Origin of the sequence: Streptomyces sp. CB02414 (assembly GCF_001905385.1) — a bacterium.
Classification (GTDB): domain Bacteria; phylum Actinomycetota; class Actinomycetes; order Streptomycetales; family Streptomycetaceae; genus Streptomyces.
The window spans coordinates 147,406-167,442 of the sequence record NZ_LIPF01000003.1 but is presented as its reverse complement, the minus strand read 5'-3'; the positions used below and the strand labels follow the sequence as shown (position 1 = coordinate 167,442).

The window sequence follows — 20,037 nt, the reverse complement described above, 5'->3', positions numbered from 1 at the left end:
CCTGAGTCGCGCGGTTCTTCGCGCGAGAACCGAAGGGCGGTCCGAGCCACGAGGGGGGAGGCTCGGACCGCCCGGCGTGTCCGGCCGGCCCGGCGAGGAGCCGCGCGGTGCCGGTCAGCCCGCCGATTCGTCGAGCGCGCGCAGCAGGTCCGCCACCAGGTCCTCGGGGTCCTCGGCGCCGACCGAGAGGCGGACGAAGCCTTCCGGTACCGCGTCGCCGCCCCAGCGTCCGCGCCGTTCGGCCGTGGACCGCACGCCACCGAAACTGGTCGCACCCTCCACGAGACGCAGCGCGTCGAGAAAACGATCGGCACGCGCGCGCGTGGGCAGCGTGAAGGAGACCACGCACCCGTAGCGCCGCATCTGCTGCGAAGCGATCTTGTGCGAGGGGTCGTCGGGCAGCCCCGGGTAGCGCAGGCCGGTGACCTCGGACCGCGTGCCGAGCGCCTCGGCCACCTTGAGTGCGGTGGCGTTCTGCCGGTCGACGCGCAGCTGGAGGGTGGCGATCGAGCGGTGCGCGAGCCAGGCCTCCATGGGGCCGGGGATGGCGCCGACGATCTTGCGCCAACGCCGTACGGCGGCCATCGCCTCGCGGTCGCGACCTGCCACGTAGCCCAGGAGGACGTCGCCGTGCCCGGTGAGCTGCTTGGTGCCGCTGGCCACCGAGAAGTCGGCGCCGAGGTCCAGCGGGCGCTGACCGAGAGGCGTGGCGAGCGTGTTGTCGACGGCGACCAGGGCACCGCGTGCGTGGGCCGCCTCCGCGAGCCGCCGGACGTCGCAGACGTCCAGCCCCGGGTTGGAGGGCGTCTCGATCCACAGCAGCCTCGCCCCGTCCAGGACGTCCAGCTGGGCGTCGCCGCCGGTCGGCGCGGTGCGCACCTCGATGCCGTACGCCTCCAGCTGGGCGCGGGCCAGCGGCAGCGCCTGGTAGCCGTCGTCGGGCAGGACGGCCGTGTCCCCGGCGCGCAGCTGCGAGAAGAGCACCGAGGAGATCGCGGCCATGCCCGAGGCGAACACGAGTGTCTCGACGTCGTCCTGTCCTGGTGCCTCCAGTTCGCCGATGGCGCGCTCGAGGTGGGTCCAGGTCGGGTTCTCGTCCCGTCCGTAGGTGTACGGACCGGTCGGCTCCCCCGGCAGGTGGAAGTGGGCGGCGAACACCGGGCCGGGCAGTGTCGGTTCGTGCTTGACGGGCTCCGGCAGCCCGGCCCGCACGGCGCGGGTGCCGTCGCCGGCGCCGGGAAGGCGCCCCTCCGCTCCTGTACCGTGCCTGTCGCCCGCAACGGAATCGTTCATGCCACCCGCCCTCTCACCTGCTCGCGTACCGCGGCGAGCAGTCCGCCGCTCGCCGCCTCCACCATCTCAAGGCACTCCTGGAAGCCGTCCACGCCCCCGTAGTACGGATCAGGTACGTCGAGGTCTCCGCGGTCGGCGGCGGGGTCGTAGGAGCGCAGCAGCCGCACCTTGTCCGCGTCCTGTTCCGTGGGCGCGAGGCGGCGCAGCGCCCGCAGGTGGCCGGCGTCCAGGGCGACGACGAGGTCGAGACGTTCGAACCAGGACGGCTGGAACTGCCGTGCCGTGTGGTCGAGCGTGTACCCGTTCTCCACGAGGACGTCGACCGTGCGGGGGTCGGCGCCCTCTCCCTCGTGCCAGCCGCCGGTGCCGGCGCTGTCGGCCTCGACCAGGCCGTCCAGTCCTGCGTCCGCCACGCGCGCGTGGAAGACGGCCTCGGCCATCGGGGAGCGGCAGATGTTGCCCGTGCACACGAAGCAGACGCGGTAGGTCATGGGATCAGTCCTTGTCGGGCAGGAACGCGTTGAGGGCCCAGGAGACGACCGAGATGATCAGTCCACCCAGGACGGCGGTCCAGAACCCGTCGACGTGGAAGCTCAGGTCGAGCTTGTCGGCGAGCCACGACGTGAGCAACAGCATCAGAGCGTTGACCACCAGCGTGAACAGGCCGAGGGTCAGGATGAACAGCGGGAAGGTCAGCACCTGCACGATCGGCTTGACCAGCATGTTGACCAGGCCGAACACCAGGGCGACGACGATCAGTGTGAGGGTCTTCTCGCCGGTGCTGCCCCCGGTCAGCGTGATCTTGTCGAGCAGCCACACGGCGACCGCGAGGGCGGCCGCGTTGGCGATCGTCTTGACTAGGAAATTCTTCATGTGTCTGATCGTGGCAGACGCGATCGGAAACGAACGGTGAGGCAGGGGCGGACGAGGCGATGAAGGCATTCCGGCTGGACGAACTGGAGGCGGAGCGCGCCGCCAACGACGGTGCCTACCTGCAGTTCCTGCGCGAGCGGAACATGTCGGTCGGTCTGTACGCCCTTGACGCGGGAACGTCCGATCCGCAGCAGCCGCACGCGCAGGACGAGGTGTACTTCGTGGTGAGCGGCCGGGCCGCGATCACCGTGGGCATGGAGACCACCCAGGTCGCGCGCGGCAGCGTGGTCTACGTGCCGGCCGGGGTCGCCCACAAGTTCCACCACATCAGCGAGGACCTGCGGGTTCTGGTGGTCTTCTCTCCGCCCGAGAGCTGAGCCCGCGCTTCGGGGTTCCCTAGGGGATCGGTCAGGGGGAGACAAGGGATGCGGGGCCCCTGCCGGGGCCCGCGCGGCCCTAGCATCGAGTGCAGGACATTCGGAATTCCCAGCGGGCTTCCGGGCCGCCGAAGGACCCGGCACCCGAACGGGCGGAGAGGTAAGGACGAGGGCGATGCGAGAGATCTTCACGGGGCTGCCGTGGTGGGTGAAGTGGATCGCGGTGCCGGTCATCGCCCTGGTCGTGTTCGGCGGGCTGATCGCCAGCGTCGTCGGCTTCGTGATCGGACTGCTGTTCAAGCTGCTGGTCTTCGTCGCGCTCGTCGGCGGACTGATCTACGTGGTGCGCAAGTTCATGTCGAATTCATCGTCACGCAGCGACTGGTGAGGACTGTGGGACACCGGAGGCGGTAACAGGAATCACCGGTTCCCTCGCGCGAGGGAAGTTTCCGGACGGATCGTCGGTGAGCGGTGGCCGGCGATTAGAGTCCGGAACTCGACGCGGGGGTGACCCCGCGAGCGGCGTACACCCCCACCCGTGTTCCCCGCACGGGGCTGCCCCCTCGCGTTCCGGGAGTGACCCTTGGCCACGGCCGACACCGCATGTGTTCCGCTGCACGCATTGCCCGTGCAACCACACTCGACGCCCCGGACGCCCCCCACGTCCTCCGCGGACCCGCCCTCCGCGACGCTCATCGGATCCGTTCAGCGGGCGATGCGCCTCCTGGAGTGCGTCGCCGGTCACACGTACGGAGCTCCCGCCAAGCAGCTGGCCCGGGAGACCGGGCTGGCGCTGCCCACGGCGTACCACCTGCTGCGCACCCTGGTGCACGAGGGCTATCTGCGCCGGGAGAAGGGGCTGTTCTTCCTCGGTGAGGCCGCCGAGCGGCTGAGTGGCAGGGGCGCCCAGCAGAAACGTCGCACCACGGTGATCGACGCATTGGCGCGCTGGCGCGACGCGATCGGCGTCCCCGTGTACTACGCCATGTACCGCGACGGCGAGATCGAAGTCATGTGCGTCTCCGACACCCCGGGCAATCCGGCCGTGGAGGAATGGGCGGACTTCCGCGAGACCGGGCACGCGCACGCCATCGGGCAGTGCCTGCTCTCGCAGCTGGACGAGGATGCCCGCCGCGACCACCTGGACCGCTACCCCGTGAAACCCGTCACGCCGTACACGGTGCGTGATGGCAATGCCCTGCTGAAGCGGCTGGAACGCATGCGGCGGATGGCCCCGGTGGTCGAACGCCAGGAGTACGCCCTGGGGACGGTGTGCGCGGCGATCCCGATCACCGTCGGCACCACGGCCGCCACCATGGCCCTTTCTCTGCCCCTCCAACAGGCCGACCGGCTGCTGCCCGCGGCGCAGCGGTTGCAGGACGAGGTGGGGCGGCTTCTGGGGTCACTGGCGATCTCTATCAGTATCTGAAAACTCACTCCTTGTGATCTGGTGTGTACGTTGAGCAAGATGCCACCAGTGTTAGAGGTTTGATTCCCGGACAGTCGACGGCGAATGACGGGTGTGCGATGGGCGAGTCCGTACAGGCAGAGGTCATGATGAGCTTTCTCGTGTCCGAGGAGCTCTCGTTCCGCATCCCGGTGGAGCTGCGCTACGAGACCTGTGATCCCTATGCCGTGCGACTGACCTTCCATCTGCCCGGGGACGCGCCGGTGACCTGGGCCTTCGGCCGGGAGCTGCTGGTGGACGGGGTGGGCCGGCCGTGCGGTGACGGCGACGTGCGCATCGCTCCCGTCGACCCGGAGCCGCTGGCCGAGGTGCTGATCCGCCTTCAGGTCGGAAACGACCAGGCGCTCTTCCGTTCGTCGGCGGCTCCTCTGGTGGCGTTCCTGGACCGGACCGACAAGCTGGTGCCGCTGGGTCAGGAGGGTGCGCTCGCCGACTTCGACGCACACCTCGACGAGGCCCTGGACCGCATCCTGGCGGAGGAACAGAGCGCGGGCTGAACCGTTACGGCAGCAACTCTCTCCACGTGCCGTAACGCTTCACCGGGGCGGCCGCGCCGATGGCTCAGCGCTTGCGGCGCCGGCCCCGCCCGCCACGTACGGGCGCCGGACCCGAACCCGGTGCCGCTCCGGCGGACTGGGCCGCGGGGCGGTCGGCGGGCCGGTCGGCCGACACGACGAGGGCCGCGAGGGCCGTGGTGACCGGAACGGACGCCACCAGGCCGATCGAGCCGACCAGCGTGCGCACGATCTCCTCCGCGACCAACTCGCTGTTGGCGACCGTCCCCACCCCGCTCTGCGCGATGGAGAACAGCAGCAGCAGCGGAAGGGCGGCGCCCGCGTAGGCGAGGACCAGGGTGTTGACGACCGAGGCGATGTGGTCGCGACCGATACGGATTCCGGCGCGGTACAGCCCGCGGCGGCCCAGCGCCGGGTTGGCCTCGTGCAGTTCCCAGACCGCCGACGTCTGGGTGACCGTCACGTCGTCGAGGACACCGAGCGAACCGATGATGACTCCGGCGAGCAGCAGACCGCTCATGTCGATCGTCGGATACAGGCCGTGGATGAGGCCTGTGTTGTCGTCCGTGTTGCCGGTGAGCGCGGCCCAGCCGATGAACAGCGACCCGAGTACGCCGATCAGCACCAGGGAGATGAGCGTGCCCAGTACCGCCACGGACGTACGAGCCGACAGACCGTGGCACAGGTACAGCGCGATCAGCATGATGGCGCTGGAGCCGATCACCGCCACGAGCAGCGGGTTCGATCCTTGCAGGATCGCGGGCAGCATGAAGAAGTTCAGCAGCAGGAAGCTGACGGCCAGCGAGATCAGCGCCATGAGACCCCGCAGACGCCCGACGACCACGACCGCGAGGGCGAAGATGCCGGCGAGCAGCGCCATCGGGACCCGGCGGTTGATGTCGGTCACCGAGTACTGCAGGTCCTCGGGCGCGGAGGGCTCGTAGGCGACCACGACCTTCTGGCCCTCGTGCAACTGCCGTGACTGGTCCGGCTGCACGATCTCGGTGAAGGTGCGGCCCTTGTCGTCGCCGCTGTCGACGCGGATCGTGGCCCGCTTGCAGTCGCCGTTCGCCCGCTGCACCGCGGAGGAACCCTCGGCGGTGGAGGTGTCGCCGGTCGGGGGAACGCCCGAGGCGTTCACGGACTGGCAGCTCAGCTCGACCACCTTGGTGACGGTGGCCTGCTGCGTCTGCCGGTCGAAGCCGACCCCGGTGCGTTCGTGCGGCGGGGCTCCGCCCGGCCACAGCACCGCGAGCCCGATCAGCACGGCCGCGGCGAACGGGATGAGGACCGCGGCGATGACCTTCCGCAGATGCCGGGAGACGGGCGCAGCCGGACCATGGCTGTGTGCGTGCGAGTGGCCGTGCCCGCCGCCCCCGTCTCCGCCGCCCGAGCCGTGGCCTCCACCGGCACCGCGCCCGCCCGAGCCGTACCCGCCCGAGCCGTACCCGCCCCCCTCGTCATGTCGGTCTGCGCCCGCGCCGTGAGGGCCGGGCGAGGCCGGACCGGCTCCGCGGTCGGCGCCGTGCTCGGTGCCCGGTCCGCGGCGGGGTTCGTGCGGCGGGAAGGGGGGATGCTGCGGTGTGGTCACCGACCGATCATCGCAAGAACGAGGGGGGCCCTCTGTTCACCGCGCCCGAATTGACGCTAGCGTGGAGGCACCTTTGTACACGCGGGAGCTCGGAGCACCGGGCTGAGAGGGCGCTGACCTCCGTCCCAGCGATGTTTCACGGGAAACGTCACCGAAGCCGAGTGACGTTGACCACGAAGCGTCCGAGGACGGAATCCGCTGCGTCGACCGCCGAACCTGTTACCGGGTAATGCCGGCGTAGGGAGTAGGTCTCATGACCATCAAGGACGCACGCACGCCTGCCTCCGCTCAGGACTCCGCCCAGGAGGAGACCGCGGAGGCCGGGAAGTCCATCGGCTGGCACAAGGCGTACGTCGAGGGCTCGCGCCCCGACCTGCGGGTGCCGGTCCGTCAGGTGCACCTCACCAACGGGCAGTCGGTCACGCTCTATGACACGTCGGGCCCGTACACCGATCCGCTCGTCGACACCGATGTCCGCCGGGGGCTGCCGCCGCTGCGGGAGAACTGGATCATCGCCCGCGGTGACACCGAGGAGTACGCGGGCCGTCCCGTCCGTCCCGAGGACGACGGGATCAAGCACACCTCGCCGCGTGGCGGCCTGCGCAACCTCGACGCCGTCTTCCCCGGCCGTCCGCGCCAGCCGCGCCGCGGCCGGGACGGCAACGCGGTCACGCAGCTCGCGTACGCACGCCGGGGAGAGATCACGCCGGAGATGGAGTACGTGGCCATCCGGGAGAACGTGGCGCCGGAGGTGGTCCGCGAGGAGATCGCGGCGGGCCGTGCCGTGCTGCCCGCCAACGTCAATCACCCGGAGATCGAGCCGATGATCATCGGCAAGCGGTTCCTGGTGAAGGTCAACGCCAACATCGGGAACTCGGCGGTGACGTCCTCCATCGAGGAGGAGGTCGAGAAGATGACCTGGGCGACCCGGTGGGGCGCCGACACGGTCATGGACCTGTCCACAGGCCGCAACATCCACACCACGCGCGAATGGGTGCTGCGCAACTCTCCCGTCCCCATCGGGACCGTGCCGCTCTACCAGGCCCTGGAGAAGGTCGACGGCCGTGCCGAGGAGCTGACCTGGGAAATCTACAAGGACACGGTCATCGAACAGGCCGAGCAAGGCGTGGACTACATGACGGTCCACGCCGGTGTGCGCCTGGCGTACGTACCGCTGACCGCGAACCGCAAGACCGGCATCGTCTCGCGCGGCGGGTCGATCATGGCGGCGTGGTGCCTGGCGCACCACAAGGAGTCCTTCCTGTACGAGAACTTCGAGGAGCTCTGCGAGATCCTCGCCGCCTATGACGTCACCTACTCGCTCGGTGACGGCCTGCGGCCGGGCTCCATCGCGGACGCCAACGACCAGGCGCAGTTCGCGGAGTTGCGCACCCTCGGGGAACTCAACACGATCGCCAAGCGTTACAACGTACAGACCATGATCGAGGGCCCGGGCCACGTCCCGATGCACAAGATCAAGGAGAACATCGACCTTCAGCAGGAGATCTGCGATGAAGCTCCGTTCTATACGCTCGGCCCGCTGACGACCGACGTCGCGCCCGCCTACGACCACATCACCTCCGGCATCGGTGCCGCGATGATCGCCTGGTGGGGCACAGCCATGCTCTGCTACGTCACGCCCAAGGAGCATCTGGGCCTGCCCAACCGTGACGACGTCAAGACCGGCGTCATCACCTACAAGATCGCCGCCCATGCCGCCGACCTGGCCAAGGGTCACCCAGGTGCCCAGGAGTGGGACGACGCGCTGTCGGACGCCCGTTTCGAGTTCCGGTGGGAGGATCAGTTCAACCTGGCCCTCGACCCGGACACGGCGCGGGAGTTCCACGACGAGACACTGCCGGCCGAACCTGCCAAGACGGCTCACTTCTGCTCGATGTGCGGGCCGAAGTTCTGCTCCATGAAGATCAGCCAGAGCATCACGGAGCGATTCGGTGGTGCGGCCGCCGAGGGAGCGTCCCCCGAGGAGATCGCCGAGGGGATGCTCCAGAAGTCGAAGGAGTTCGCGGCGAGCGGGAACAGGGTGTACCTGCCGATCGCCGACTGACGTCGCCCGGTCCGGTGCCCCGTACCCCCGAAGACCAGGGGGTACGGCGCCCGGACGGTGACTACTCGGGCCGGTGTTCCGGGCCACCGAAGTCCGGGCTGCTGTAGTCCGGGCTCGAGTAGCTCGGGCGCGGACCGGTGGCGGTGCCCTCACCGGGGCTGGTGAAGCCCGGACGGCCGTAGCCGAGGTGCGGCATGCGGCTCGTGGGTGCTCCCGGTCCCGTGTGCAGGGCCGCGGTGCCCGGATCGGCGAGTGCCTCCCGCAGGAACGGCAGGATGCCCCGCTCCAGCAGGGCTTCGTGCCAGGCGTCCCTGGCCCGGACCACCTCCTCGTCGAGTTCGCCGTAGAAGGCGGACTCGGCGAAGGGGCGGTTGCGCAGCGCGGTGAGCAGCAGACCCACCGCGGCGACAAGGATCGCGACCGCGGTCACGGCGCCGAACACCCACCCGGTGGTGAGCATGGTCTGCGCGACGGTCTGCCCGGGAGCGAGGACCTTCAGGAGGTAACCGACGAGCAGGAAGATCGCCGCCGCGGTGCCGGCCAGGACGGGAGCCAGGACGGCCACGACGGCCACGGCTCCCGCGCCGGTCGCCTCGGCGACCTCGCCCATGGTGGCGGCGAGCCCCGCCCCGCCCGTGCCCTGCTCCTCGGAGCCGGACCCGCGCGGGGCCGGTGACTTGGCCGACGGCGCCGGGTGGCGCAGTTCCTCACGGACCTTGACGTAGTGCTGGTACTCGGTGGTGGCCGCCGCGGTGATCAGGGCGGTGGCGTTGAGTGCCATGGTGCGCAGTTGTTCGGAGTTGAGCCGCTGTCCGACGGCGGCCAGCTCCGGGCGGTGTGGCGCGGAGCGCAGCGCCTCGTCGAGGATCCGCTCGTACTCCTGGCGGTCCTCGTTCGGCAGGTGCTGCGGAACGCTGTTCATGTGCATCCCCCGATGCTCCGTAGGGCTTGGGGCTCGCATGCCAACGAGCCGTCGGGCAGAAACGGAGGGGAGCCTGCTACGGATAAGCCGATGGTAGAGCGGTGACGGTGGAGGGTGACAGGGGGTTTCCAGAAATTGGGTGCCCGGCTGTGAGGAAGCCGCCGCCGAAAAGTGCGTCCGGTGAACGCTCAGGATTCCAGCGGCAGTTGCTGGACCAGCAGCTTCCCGGCCATGGTCACGCCGCCGTCCATCGCGATGGCCAGCCCGTCCGCGTAGACGTGAGGTCCTTCGACCGCGGTACGGGTGTCGTCCTCGCCGTCCTCGGAGCCGACCTCGCCCAGCAGATAGGGAATAGGGCTGTGGCCGTGAACGATCCGGGTGCCGCCGTACGTGTCCAGCAGGGAGCGCACGGCGTCGGCGCCGCCCTCGTCGCGGAACGAGAAGCGCTTGGTGAGCTTGCGGAACAGGTCCCACACCTCTTCCGCGTCGTTGCGCGTGAGAGCCTCGCGGACGGTGTCGTTGACCTCCTCGATGGAACGGCCGTAGTCGAGGTAGGTGGTGGCGTCCGAGTGGACCAGGAGATGGCCGTCGACCTCTTCCATGGCGTCGAGCCGGGCCATCCACTGCAGGTGGTGGTCCTGCAGGCGGTCCATGTCGGTCTTCTGGCCGCCGTTCAGCAGCCAGGCCGCCTGGAAGGTGGCGGTGCCCGCGCCGGAGTTGACGGGCGTGTCGCCGAACCGCTTGGCGCCCAGCAGCAGCAGCTCGTGGTTGCCCATCAGGGCCTTGCAGTAGCCACCGGCCGCGGCGGCCTCGGCGGACAGCCGCATCACGAGGTCGATGACGCCGATGCCGTCGGGGCCGCGGTCCGTGAAGTCGCCGAGGAACCACAGCCGCGTGGTGCCGGCGCACCACTGGCCGCCCTCGTCGATGAGGCCCTTCTCTCGCAGGGCGGCCACCAGCTCGTCGAGGTAGCCGTGCACGTCGCCGACGACGAACAGCGGGCCCTGTCCCGTGGCGGGCTGTGTCACCTGGACCGGCTCCGGGTCGACGGCCACCTGGACCGTGTCACCCCGGCGGATGACGGGCAGGTCCCGCTGCGTGGGCGTGTACCCCTCCGGAAGGGTCTCCTCGGACGGCGGAGCGGCCTCGCTCGCCTGTGGCCCGGGGGCGGCGTACGGAGCGGCCTCGTGGACGTACGCGGGTACCCGGAAGTCGCGCACCGTCGCCGTCCGCTGCACCTCGGGTCCCTGACCGGCCCCCTGAGTCATCGACCCCTCCACCATCGCGCCGCATCTGCACCGCTTCGGACTGCCTGGTCGCAGCGGCCCGCGGTGTGTGGGCCCATCATAGGAATGCGGATCGCGCTGTGTGATGACCCAGGGGTGGTGAATCAGAACAGGACTCCGGTTCACCGTGGCTTTCGCCCCGATTGGGCCCGGCTTCGCCCGTCCGCGGCGGCGGCGCGACCGTGCTCCGGACGCGCCGGGCGGTGGCCCTACTCGCGCTCGGGCGACCGCGGCGGGCTGACCGTCGTCCGGGGCGGGCGGCGCTGCGAAGACGTACGCACGATCAGCTCGGTCGGTATCACCTGCTCGACCGGCTGGTCCTGGGCGAGCCCTTCGATGGCGTCGATCAGGACCTGGATCACCGCCGTACCGATACGGCGGGGCTTCAGGGACAACGTCGTGATGGGCGGCTCGGTGCTGGCGTACACGGTGGACTCGCTGCAGCAGACCAGCAGCAGGTCCTCCGGGACGCGCAGACCGTAGCGGCGGGCGGCGGCGAGCAGGTCGGTGCCGTTCGGGTCGAACAGGCCGTAGACGGCGTCGGGCCGGTCGGGGCGGGCCAGCAGCCGGTCGGCGGCGACGGCCCCGGCGCACGGATCGTGTGCCGGGTAGGACTCGTAGACGGGGTCCTGGCCGACGCGCTCGCACCAGCGCAGGTAGGCGGTGGTCGACAGATGCGTGTAGGTGTCGGTCGTGGTGCCGGTGAGCAGGCCGATCCGGCGGGCGCCGGCGTCGGCGAGGTGGTCGAGGATGCCGAGTACGGCGGCCTCGTGGTCGTTGTCGACCCAGGCGGTGACGGGGAGCGTGCCGGCCGGGCGGCCGTCGGAGACGACCGGTAAACCCTGGCGCACGAGTTCGCTGACGACCGGGTCGTGGTCGGAGGGGTCGATGACGACCGTACCGTCGAGCGCGACGTTGGACCACACGTCGTGACGGGAGGTCGCCGGGAGGATGACGAGCGCGTAGCCCCGGGCGAGCGCGGCGGACGTGGCGGCGCGCGCCATCTCGGCGAAGTACGCGAACTCGGTGAAGGTGAAAGGTTCATCCCCGTACGTCGTCACGGTCAGGCCAATTAGTCCGGACTTGCCGGTGCGGAGCGTGCGGGCGGCGGCCGAGGGCCGGTAGCCCAGTCGGTCCGCGACCTCGCGCACATGGCGCCGGGTGGCATCCGGGAGTCGGCCCTTGCCGTTGAGGGCATCGGAGACGGTTGTGATGGACACTCCGGCGGCGGCGGCCACGTCCCTGATGCCCGCCCGGCCCGGCCGGCTGCCTCGGCGTGAGGTTTCCGCGCGGCTCACCTGGTGCTTCCCTGCTGCTGTCATGGCGAGCCGATAGTAGGGCTCATGGGGTGGGGTAGGGCGGACGCATATGCACGCGTTGACAGTCACGTTTCTGCAAGATCAACTAGGGTCAACTGCCATGGAAACTAAGCCGGATGGGACCACCTATCCCAGTACCTGACGTGCCGGCGACTGAGGGCCTGGTGCGTGTCCGATGTTGCGAAGAGGTCTCAACTCACCTGCACGAGGGATGCGCGCCACGGCGCGAGCCACCGGCGCGTAGATATATGTGCGGCGCGCCCCCCGAATAGTGCGCCTTCGTGTCCTGATGCCCCTGTTGCCGGTGTGGCGGAGGAGGTCTGGCCTCACCTATACGCAGCGACGCCGAATCCTCTTAAGGTGAGGAGTATTCGATGCCGGTGGTGGTCATGAGGAGGACTGTGGTGAGCGAGATGAGCCCCAAGCTGCGCGCCGAGCTGGAGGGTATTCCCACCTACAAGCCGGGCAAGCCCGCCGCTGCCGATGGCCCGGTGGCCTACAAGCTGTCCTCCAACGAGAACCCGTACCCGCCCCTGCCGGGCGTGATGGAGACGGTGACGGCCGCGGCCTCGTCGTTCAACCGGTACCCGGACATGGCCTGTACGTCCCTGATGAGCGAGCTCTCCGACCGGTTCGGCGTCCCCCTCTCCCACCTGGCCACCGGCACAGGTTCGGTCGGTGTGGCCCAGCAGCTGATCCAGGCGACCTCCGGCCCGGGCGACGAGGTGATCTACGCCTGGCGCTCGTTCGAGGCGTACCCGATCATCACGCAGATCAGCGGCGCGACCTCGGTGAAGGTGCCGCTCACCCCGGGCGATGTGCACGATCTAGACGCGATGGCGGCCGCGATCACCGACCGGACCCGTCTGATCTTCGTCTGCAACCCGAACAACCCGACCGGCACGGTGGTGCGACGGGCCGAGCTGGAGCGGTTCCTGGACCGGGTGCCCAGCGATGTGCTGGTGGTCCTCGACGAGGCGTACCGCGAGTTCATCCGCGACCCCGAGGTGCCGGACGGCTGCGAGCTGTACCGCGAGCGGCCCAACGTCTGCGTGTTGCGGACCTTCTCCAAGGCCTACGGCCTCGCCGGCCTGCGGGTCGGGTTCGCGATCGCCCACGAACCGGTGGCGGCCGCGCTGCGGAAGACGGCGGTGCCTTTCGGAGTGAGTCACATCGCCCAGGAGGCGGCGATCGCGTCGCTGCGAGCCGAGGACGAGCTGATCGGGCGGGTCGGCTCGCTCGTGTGCGAGCGCACGCGCGTGGTCGACGCGCTGCGCGCGCACGGCTGGACCGTTCCGGACACCCAGGCGAACTTCGTGTGGCTGCGACTGGGGGAGCGCACGGTCGCCTTCGCGGACGCGTGCGAGCAGGCCGGCGTGGTCATCCGGCCGTTCCCGGGCGAGGGTGTGCGGGTGACGGTCGGCGAGAGCGAGGCGAACGACATCTTCCTGAAGGTGGCGCAGGAGTTCCGCAAGGAGCTGTAGGGCGGCTGTGGCGCGCCCGCGGGCTAGGTCGTGTAGCGCGGCGTCCTCAGTCGCTAGGCGTCGGCGCGTTCGACGCGCACCGGGTCGCCGTCGCGCACCGTCGCCAGCAGGCGCGGGTCGCCGTCGAGGCGGCCGAGGACATTGCAGGGACTCGCGAGGCGGCACTCGTCGCTTCGCGAGATCGGCGTGGGCCCGTACGGCAACGCCAGGGCGTCGCCGTCGGTCCAGAAGGCGACCGTGCCGGGCTCGACGACCTGCCGGGCGTCCGTTTCACGTGAAACCGACACACCTGTGTCGAAGTACACCTCCTCGCCCCAGGTGTGGGCGGAGGAGGTGAGCGGCAGGGCCTTGAGGAGGGCCTGCGTGCTCGGAGTGTCGGTGAGGGTCGCGGTGAGGTGACCCGCAGGCCATGAGATCCGTATCTTCATGCGGCGAATTCAACAAGATGTTGAAGTTCTCGCCAAGGGGTTGACGTCACAAGGGACCCCCCTTCCGGTGTCGAAAAGCTGTACGTCATAATTGCTTGTGAATGTGAACGCGTTCACAAGCGTGTCCCGGTTGCGCCCGAGTTAGGTGTGACATACACGCACAAACTGCCGCCGACCACGGCGAGTGGCGATGCAAGGAGAGTGACGACGTGGACATGGCTCTGGCGCCGGAGACGCTGGCGCGCTGGCAGTTCGGCATCACGACCGTCTACCACTTCCTGTTCGTCCCCCTGACGATCTCGCTGGCCGCCCTCACGGCCGGTCTGCAGACCGCCTGGGTCCGTACCGAGAAGGAGAAGTACCTCAGAGCGACCAAGTTCTGGGGCAAGCTCTTCCTGATCAACATCGCCATGGGTGTCGTCACCGGCATCGTGCAGGAGTTCCAGTTCGGCATGAACTGGTCCGACTACTCCCGCTTCGTCGGTGATGTCTTCGGCGCCCCGCTTGCCTTCGAGGCGCTGATCGCCTTCTTCTTCGAGTCGACCTTCATCGGTCTGTGGATCTTCGGCTGGGACAAGCTGCCCAAGAAGATCCACCTGGCCTGCATCTGGATGGTCTCGATCGGCACCCTGCTGTCGGCGTACTTCATCCTGGCGGCCAACTCCTGGATGCAGCACCCGGTCGGCTACCGGATCAACGAGGAGAAGGGCCGGGCCGAACTCACCGACTTCTGGGCCGTCCTGACCCAGAACACCACCCTCAACCAGGTCTTCCACAGCTTCTCGGCGGCCTTCCTGACGGGCGGCGCCTTCATGGTGGGCATCGCGGCCTTCCACCTGATGCGCAAGAAGCACATCACGGTGATGCGGACCTCGCTCCGGCTCGGCCTCGTCACCCTGGCGGTCGGCGGCATCCTCACCGCGGTCAGCGGCGACACCCTCGGCAAGGTCATGTACGAGCAGCAGCCGATGAAGATGGCCGCCGCCGAGGCGCTGTGGGACGGCGAGGAACCGGCTCCCTTCTCCGTCTTCGCCTACGGGGACGTCGACGAGGGGCACAACAAGGTCGCCCTGGAGATCCCCGGGCTGCTGTCCTTCCTCGCCCACAGCGACTTCGACTCGTACGTGCCCGGCATCAACGACACCAATGAGGCCCTTCAGGAGAAGTTCGGGCCCGGTGACTACAAGCCCATCGTCCCCGTCGCCTACTGGGGCTTCCGCTGGATGATCGGCTTCGGAATGGCCTCCTTCTCCCTCGGCCTGCTGGGCCTGTGGCTGACACGGAAGAAGTTCCTGCTGCCGCCCGCGCTGCGGACCGGGGAGGACGAGGTGCCGCACCTGGTCCTGCTGCGCAAGCCGCTCGGCACGAGGCTCACCCGTCTGTACTGGCTCCTGGCGGTCTGGACGATGGCGTTCCCGCTGATCGCCAACTCCTGGGGCTGGATCTTCACCGAGATGGGCCGTCAGCCCTGGGTCGTCTACGGCGTGATGCAGACCCGCGACGCGGTCTCCCCCGGTGTCTCCACGGCCGAGGTCATCATCTCGATGTCCGTCTTCACCCTGCTGTACGCCGTCCTCGCCGTCATCGAGGTCAAACTGCTCGCCAAGTACGTCAAGGCCGGCCCGCCCGAGCTCACCGAGGCCGATCTCAACCCGCCCACGAAGATCGGCGGCGACCTCCGTGACGCCGACAAGCCGATGGCCTTCTCGTACTAGGCCGAGGGAGCTGCACAGTCATGGAACTGCACGACGTCTGGTTCGTTCTGATCGCGGTCCTGTGGACCGGCTACTTCTTCCTCGAGGGATTCGACTTCGGGGTCGGTGTGCTCACCAAGCTGCTCGCCCGGAACCGGGCCGAGAAGCGGGTGCTGATCAACACGATCGGCCCTGTCTGGGACGGCAACGAGGTGTGGCTGCTCACGGCCGGCGGCGCCACCTTCGCCGCCTTCCCGGAGTGGTACGCCACGCTGTTCTCCGGCTTCTACCTCCCGCTGCTGGCCATCCTGGTCTGTCTGATCGTTCGCGGTGTCGCCTTCGAGTACCGCGTGAAGCGGCCCGAGGAGCGCTGGCAGCGCAACTGGGAGACCGCGATCTTCTGGACCTCGCTGATCCCGGCGTTCCTGTGGGGCGTCGCCTTCGGCAACATCGTCCGCGGTGTGAAGATCGACCGGGACATGGAGTACGTCGGCTCCGTCTGGGAGCTGCTCAACCCCTACGCCCTCCTGGGCGGCCTGGTGACGCTGACGCTGTTCACCTTCCACGGAACGGTGTTCACGGCACTCAAGACCGTCGGTGACATCCGGGAACGGGCCCGTACCCTGGCGCTGCGCATCGGCCTCGTCACGGCGGTGCTCGCCCTCGCCTTCCTGCTCTGGACACAGGCCGCCAGCGGTGACGGCAAGAGCCTGGTGGCCCTCGTGGTGGCCGTGGCCGGTCTGGTCGTCGCGCTGGTGGCGAATCAGGCCGGGCGTGAGGGATGGGCGTTCGCCCTGTCCGGCGTCACCATCGTGGCCGCCGTGGCGATGCTCTTCCTGACGCTGTTCCCGAACGTCATGCCGTCCACGCTCGACGCGGACTGGAGCCTCACCGTCACCAACGCGTCGTCCAGCCCCTACACCCTGAAGATCATGACCTGGCTGGCCGCAGTCGCCACACCTGTCGTCCTGCTCTACCAGGGCTGGACGTACTGGGTGTTCCGCAAGCGGATCGGCACCCAGCACATCGCCGAACCCGCGCACTGAGTCCGACGGGGGTGTTTCACGTGACACGTCCTCCAGTTTCACGTGAAACACCCTCTCCGGACGGGAGGGCATGTTTCACGTGAAACCCATCGACCCACGTCTTCTGCGGTACGCTCGCGCCACTCGACTCTTCCTGATGGCGGTCGTCGCTCTCGGCGCCGTCGGCGCGGGACTTCTCGTCGCCCAGGCGATGCTCATCGCCGAGGTGGTGGTGGGCGCCTTCCAGCAGGACATGACGGCAGCCGAACTCCGCACTCCGCTGCTGCTCCTGGTGGGCGTGGCATGCGGTCGCGCGCTGGTCGGATGGCTCACCGAACTGGCCGCGCACCGGGCGAGCGCGGCGGTGAAGTCGGAGCTGCGCGGCCGGCTGCTGGAGCGGGCCACGGCGCTCGGCCCCGGGTGGCTGAGCGGACAGCAGACCGGGTCGCTGGTCGCCCTGGCCACGCGGGGCGTCGATGCCCTCGACGACTACTTCTCGCGCTACCTGCCCCAGCTGGGACTCGCGGTGGTCGTCCCCGTCGCGGTGCTGGCCCGCATCGTCACCGAGGACTGGGTCTCGGCGGCCATCATCGTCGGTACCCTGCCGCTCATTCCGATCTTCATGGTGCTGATCGGCTGGGCGACTCAGTCCCGGATGGACCGTCAGTGGCGGTTGCTGTCCCGGCTGTCCGGGCACTTCCTGGACGTGGTCGCCGGGCTGCCGACGCTGAAGGTCTTCGGGCGGGCCAAGGCACAGGCCGAGTCGATCAAGCGCATCACCGGCGAGTACCGGCAGGCCACCATGCGGACCCTGCGGATCGCCTTTCTGTCGTCCTTCGCACTGGAACTTCTGGCCACGCTCTCCGTGGCGCTCGTCGCCGTCACCATCGGCATGCGGCTCGTCCACGGGGACATGGCCCTCTACGACGGGCTGGTCGTGCTGGTGCTCGCACCCGAGGCATATCTGCCACTGCGCCAGGTCGGCGCCCAGTACCACGCGGCGGCAGAAGGCCTCGCCGCCGCCGAGGAGATCTTCTCGGTGCTGGAACGACCGGTACCGGCCGCGGGGACCGGCACCGTACCGACCACCGGCCCTCTGGCGTTCGAGGGCGTGACCGTCCGCTATCCCGGACGCGCCACGGATGCCGTGACGGACGTGAACTTCACCGTCGAACCCGGGGAGACCGTCGCCCTGGTCGGCCCGAGCGGAGCGGGCAAGTCGACGCTCCTCACCACTCTGCTCGGCTTCGTGCGCCCGGCCGGCGGACGAGTCCGCGTAGGGGGAGCCGACCTCACCGACCTCGACCTGGAGCAGTGGCACACCCGTGTCGCCTGGGTGCCGCAGCACCCGCACCTGTACGCGGGCACCATCGCCGAGAACGTACGGCTGGCGCGGCCCGATGCCGACGACGACGCCGTACGACGGGCGCTGCGCGACGCCCATGCGCTGGCGTTCGTGGACGCGCTGCCCGAGGGCACGGCGACGGTGCTCGGCGAGGGCGGCAGCGGACTGTCCGCGGGGCAGCGGCAGCGGCTGGCGCTCGCCAGGGCGTTCCTCGCCGACCGGCCCGTGCTGCTGCTGGACGAGCCGACGGCCGCACTGGACGGTGCCACCGAGGCCGAGATCGTGGCTGCGGTGCGGAGGCTGGCGGCGGGACGGACGGTGCTGCTGGTCGTGCACCGGCCGGCCCTGCTGGAGGTGGCCGACCGGGTGGTGCGGCTGGAGGAGCCGACCGGCGCCGTCGCGGCCCACGGCGTCCACGGCGCGGCACCTGCCGCACGGCCTCAGGCGGAGGCCGCTGACGCCCCGGCCCGAGCGGCCCTCGACGACCCGGTCACGGGGATGGAGAGCGTGGGCGGAGTCCTCGCCAGGGTGCGAGCCATGGCAGCCGCCCGGCGTGGGCGGCTGGGTCTCGCGCTGTTGCTCAGCAGCCTGGCCCTGGGAAGTGCCGTCGGCCTGATGGCCACCTCCGGGTATCTCATCTCGCGGGCGTCCGAGCAGCCACCGGTGCTCTACCTGATGGTGGCCGTGACGGCGACGCGTGCCTTCGGAATCGGACGTGCCGTGTTCCGCTATGCCGAGCGGCTCGTGTCCCATGACGCGGTGCTGCGAATGCTGGCCGACACCCGCGTCGCCGTGTACCGGCGACTGGAGCGGCTGGCACCCGCCGGACTGCGCCGCAGCCGCCGGGGCGACCTGCTGTCCCGGCTCGTCTCCGATGTCGACGCCCTGCAGGACTACTGGCTGCGCTGGCTGCTGCCCGCCGGTTCCGCGGTGGTCGTCTCCATCGCGTCCGTCGGCTTCACCGCCTGGCTGCTGCCGGAGGCGGGCGCCGTGCTCGCCGTCGGCCTGCTGGCGGCCGGAGCGGGGGTCCCGCTGATCACCGGTGCCGTGGCACGAAGGGCCGAGCACAGGCTGGCGCCCGCCCGCGGTGTGCTCGCCACCCGGGTGACCGACCTGCTCACCGGTACCGCCGAACTGACCGTCGCCGGCGCCCTGCCCGCGCGGGCCGCCGAGGCGCGCCGGGCCGACGGCGCGCTCACCCGGATCGCCTCGCGCGCTGCCACCGCCACCGCGCTGGGCGACGGACTCACCGCCCTGATCTCCGGCCTGACGGTCGCGGGCGCTGCTTTCGTCGGTGTTCAGGCGGTCGCCGACGGCCGGCTCACCGGTGTGGCCGTGGCCGTCGTGGTGCTCACCCCGCTGGCTGCCTTCGAGGCCGTACTCGGTCTGCCACTGGCCGTGCAGTACCGCCAGCGCGTCCACAGGAGTGCGGAGCGCGTGCACGACGTGCTCGACGCTCCCGAGCCCGTACGGGAGCCGGAGACGCCCCGACAGGCCCCCGCGTCGCCGTTCCCGGTCGTCCTCAAAGGGCTGGCCGCCCGGTACACCGGGCAGGGCCGGGACGCCCTGGCGAGGCTGGACCTGACCCTGGCGAAGGGCCGCCGCGTCGCTGTGGTCGGTCCTTCGGGGTCCGGCAAGACCACCCTGGCCCAGGTGCTGCTGAGGTTCCTCGACACGGACGCCGGTTCCTACACGCTGGCCGGCGTGGACGCCAGTGCCCTGGCGGGCGACGGCGTACGGCGACTCGTCGGACTGTGCGCCCAGGACGCGCACCTCTTCGACAGTTCGGTGCGGGAGAACCTGCTGCTGGCCAGGAAGGACGCCACCGAGGGCGAACTGCGGGAGGCGCTGGAGCGGGCCCGGCTGCTGGCGTGGGCCGATGGCCTGCCCGAGGGCCTGGACACGCTGGTGGGAGAGCACGGTGCCCGGCTCTCCGGCGGGCAGCGCCAACGGCTGGCCCTTGCCCGGGCGCTGCTCGCCGACTTCCCGGTCCTGGTGCTGGACGAGCCCGCCGAGCACCTGGACCTGCCGACCGCCGATGCGCTCACCGCCGATCTGCTGGCCGCCACCGAGGGCCGTACCACCCTCCTGATCACGCACAGGCTGGCCGGTCTGGAGGCCGTGGACGAGGTGATCGTGCTGGACGAGGGCCGGGCCGTGCAGCGGGGGACCTACGCGGAGCTGGCCGCCGTACCGGGTCCGCTGCGGACCATGGCCGAGCGGGAGGCGGCGTCGGAACTGCTGGTGGGTGTGGTGTGACCCGGCTGACCGGCGCCGCCGCAGCCGCGAGATGCCACGGCCCGCCAATCCCGCAGTTCACGACTCTCTCAGGAAATACGACTTTCCTGAACA

The 20,037-nt window shown here is 69.9% G+C and carries 17 protein-coding genes; 9 read left to right on the top strand and 8 right to left on the bottom strand.

Annotated features, from left to right (window positions below):
• Window positions 1-114 precede the first annotated feature (114 nt).
• Genes AMK11_RS11760 through AMK11_RS11750 form a run of 3 tightly spaced genes read right to left on the bottom strand, consistent with a single transcriptional unit; the run spans window position 115 to window position 2,166 of the window.
• Complete coding sequence (locus AMK11_RS11760) at window positions 115-1,293, bottom strand: cystathionine gamma-lyase (protein ID WP_073726039.1); 1,179 nt, start codon at window positions 1,291-1,293, stop codon at window positions 115-117.
• Entirely contained in the window at window positions 1,290-1,784 is a 495-nt protein-coding gene (locus tag AMK11_RS11755) for a low molecular weight protein-tyrosine-phosphatase (RefSeq protein WP_073726037.1), read from the bottom strand. The genes AMK11_RS11760 and AMK11_RS11755 overlap by 4 nt, the downstream gene beginning before the upstream one ends.
• A gap of 4 nt (window positions 1,785-1,788) precedes the next feature.
• Window positions 1,789-2,166, bottom strand: coding sequence for a phage holin family protein (locus tag AMK11_RS11750; RefSeq protein WP_073726035.1), 378 nt, complete (start codon window positions 2,164-2,166; stop codon window positions 1,789-1,791).
• Between the two features lie 59 nt (window positions 2,167-2,225).
• Between AMK11_RS11750 and AMK11_RS11745 the strand changes: the two genes are divergently transcribed.
• From AMK11_RS11745 to AMK11_RS11730, 4 genes are all read left to right on the top strand, one after another.
• Window positions 2,226-2,543 (top strand): cupin domain-containing protein, encoded by a 318-nt coding sequence (locus AMK11_RS11745; protein ID WP_043382483.1) that lies wholly within the window; start codon window positions 2,226-2,228, stop codon window positions 2,541-2,543.
• Between the two features lie 175 nt (window positions 2,544-2,718).
• Window positions 2,719-2,931, top strand: coding sequence for a DUF5326 family protein (locus AMK11_RS11740; RefSeq protein ID WP_073726033.1), 213 nt, complete (start codon window positions 2,719-2,721; stop codon window positions 2,929-2,931).
• A gap of 306 nt (window positions 2,932-3,237) precedes the next feature.
• Complete coding sequence (locus AMK11_RS11735; protein ID WP_338012646.1) at window positions 3,238-3,972, top strand: IclR family transcriptional regulator; 735 nt, start codon at window positions 3,238-3,240, stop codon at window positions 3,970-3,972.
• 98 nt (window positions 3,973-4,070) lie between these two features.
• The gene (locus AMK11_RS11730; RefSeq protein ID WP_073726029.1) at window positions 4,071-4,508 is read left to right on the top strand and encodes an SsgA family sporulation/cell division regulator; all 438 of its coding nucleotides are present in this window, start codon (window positions 4,071-4,073) and stop codon (window positions 4,506-4,508) included.
• A 64-nt stretch (window positions 4,509-4,572) separates the two neighbouring features.
• Here the strand turns inward: AMK11_RS11730 and AMK11_RS11725 are convergent, their stop codons facing one another.
• Window positions 4,573-6,117 (bottom strand): YibE/F family protein, encoded by a 1,545-nt coding sequence (locus AMK11_RS11725; RefSeq protein WP_073726027.1) that lies wholly within the window; start codon window positions 6,115-6,117, stop codon window positions 4,573-4,575.
• A gap of 253 nt (window positions 6,118-6,370) precedes the next feature.
• On the opposite strand from AMK11_RS11725, the gene thiC reads away from it, so the two are divergent.
• Entirely contained in the window at window positions 6,371-8,182 is a 1,812-nt protein-coding gene (gene thiC, locus AMK11_RS11720) for a phosphomethylpyrimidine synthase ThiC (RefSeq protein ID WP_073726025.1), read from the top strand.
• A gap of 61 nt (window positions 8,183-8,243) precedes the next feature.
• Here the strand turns inward: thiC and AMK11_RS11715 are convergent, their stop codons facing one another.
• The 3 genes from AMK11_RS11715 to AMK11_RS11705 form a co-directional block, all read right to left on the bottom strand.
• Window positions 8,244-9,110: a hypothetical protein gene (locus tag AMK11_RS11715; protein ID WP_073726023.1), complete on the bottom strand. Its 867-nt coding sequence runs from the start codon at window positions 9,108-9,110 to the stop codon at window positions 8,244-8,246.
• A gap of 182 nt (window positions 9,111-9,292) precedes the next feature.
• Window positions 9,293-10,387, bottom strand: coding sequence for a metallophosphoesterase family protein (locus AMK11_RS11710; protein WP_079187393.1), 1,095 nt, complete (start codon window positions 10,385-10,387; stop codon window positions 9,293-9,295).
• 212 nt (window positions 10,388-10,599) lie between these two features.
• On the bottom strand, window positions 10,600-11,712 hold the full coding sequence (locus tag AMK11_RS11705) for a LacI family DNA-binding transcriptional regulator (RefSeq protein WP_073726019.1): 1,113 nt from the start codon (window positions 11,710-11,712) through the stop codon (window positions 10,600-10,602).
• A 401-nt stretch (window positions 11,713-12,113) separates the two neighbouring features.
• On the opposite strand from AMK11_RS11705, the gene hisC reads away from it, so the two are divergent.
• Complete coding sequence (gene hisC, locus AMK11_RS11700; protein WP_073726793.1) at window positions 12,114-13,193, top strand: histidinol-phosphate transaminase; 1,080 nt, start codon at window positions 12,114-12,116, stop codon at window positions 13,191-13,193.
• 53 nt (window positions 13,194-13,246) lie between these two features.
• On the opposite strand, the gene AMK11_RS11695 is transcribed toward hisC, so the two are convergent.
• A complete protein-coding gene (locus AMK11_RS11695; protein ID WP_073726017.1) occupies window positions 13,247-13,621 on the bottom strand; it encodes a cyclophilin-like fold protein in 375 nt (124 codons plus the stop codon).
• Between the two features lie 209 nt (window positions 13,622-13,830).
• Here AMK11_RS11695 and AMK11_RS11690 point away from each other — a divergent pair, with 209 nt between their 5' ends.
• The 3 genes from AMK11_RS11690 to cydD all read left to right on the top strand — a co-directional run bounded on the left by AMK11_RS11690 (window position 13,831) and on the right by cydD (window position 19,944).
• Window positions 13,831-15,336 carry a cytochrome ubiquinol oxidase subunit I gene (locus AMK11_RS11690; RefSeq protein ID WP_073726015.1) on the top strand — a complete coding sequence of 502 codons (1,506 nt, stop codon included), beginning with the start codon at window positions 13,831-13,833 and terminating at the stop codon, window positions 15,334-15,336.
• A 20-nt stretch (window positions 15,337-15,356) separates the two neighbouring features.
• Window positions 15,357-16,361, top strand: a complete 1,005-nt coding sequence (gene cydB / locus AMK11_RS11685; RefSeq protein WP_073726013.1) for a cytochrome d ubiquinol oxidase subunit II — start codon at window positions 15,357-15,359, stop codon at window positions 16,359-16,361.
• A 79-nt stretch (window positions 16,362-16,440) separates the two neighbouring features.
• On the top strand, window positions 16,441-19,944 hold the full coding sequence (gene cydD, locus AMK11_RS11680; protein ID WP_073726011.1) for a thiol reductant ABC exporter subunit CydD: 3,504 nt from the start codon (window positions 16,441-16,443) through the stop codon (window positions 19,942-19,944).
• Window positions 19,945-20,037: the final 93 nt, after the last annotated feature.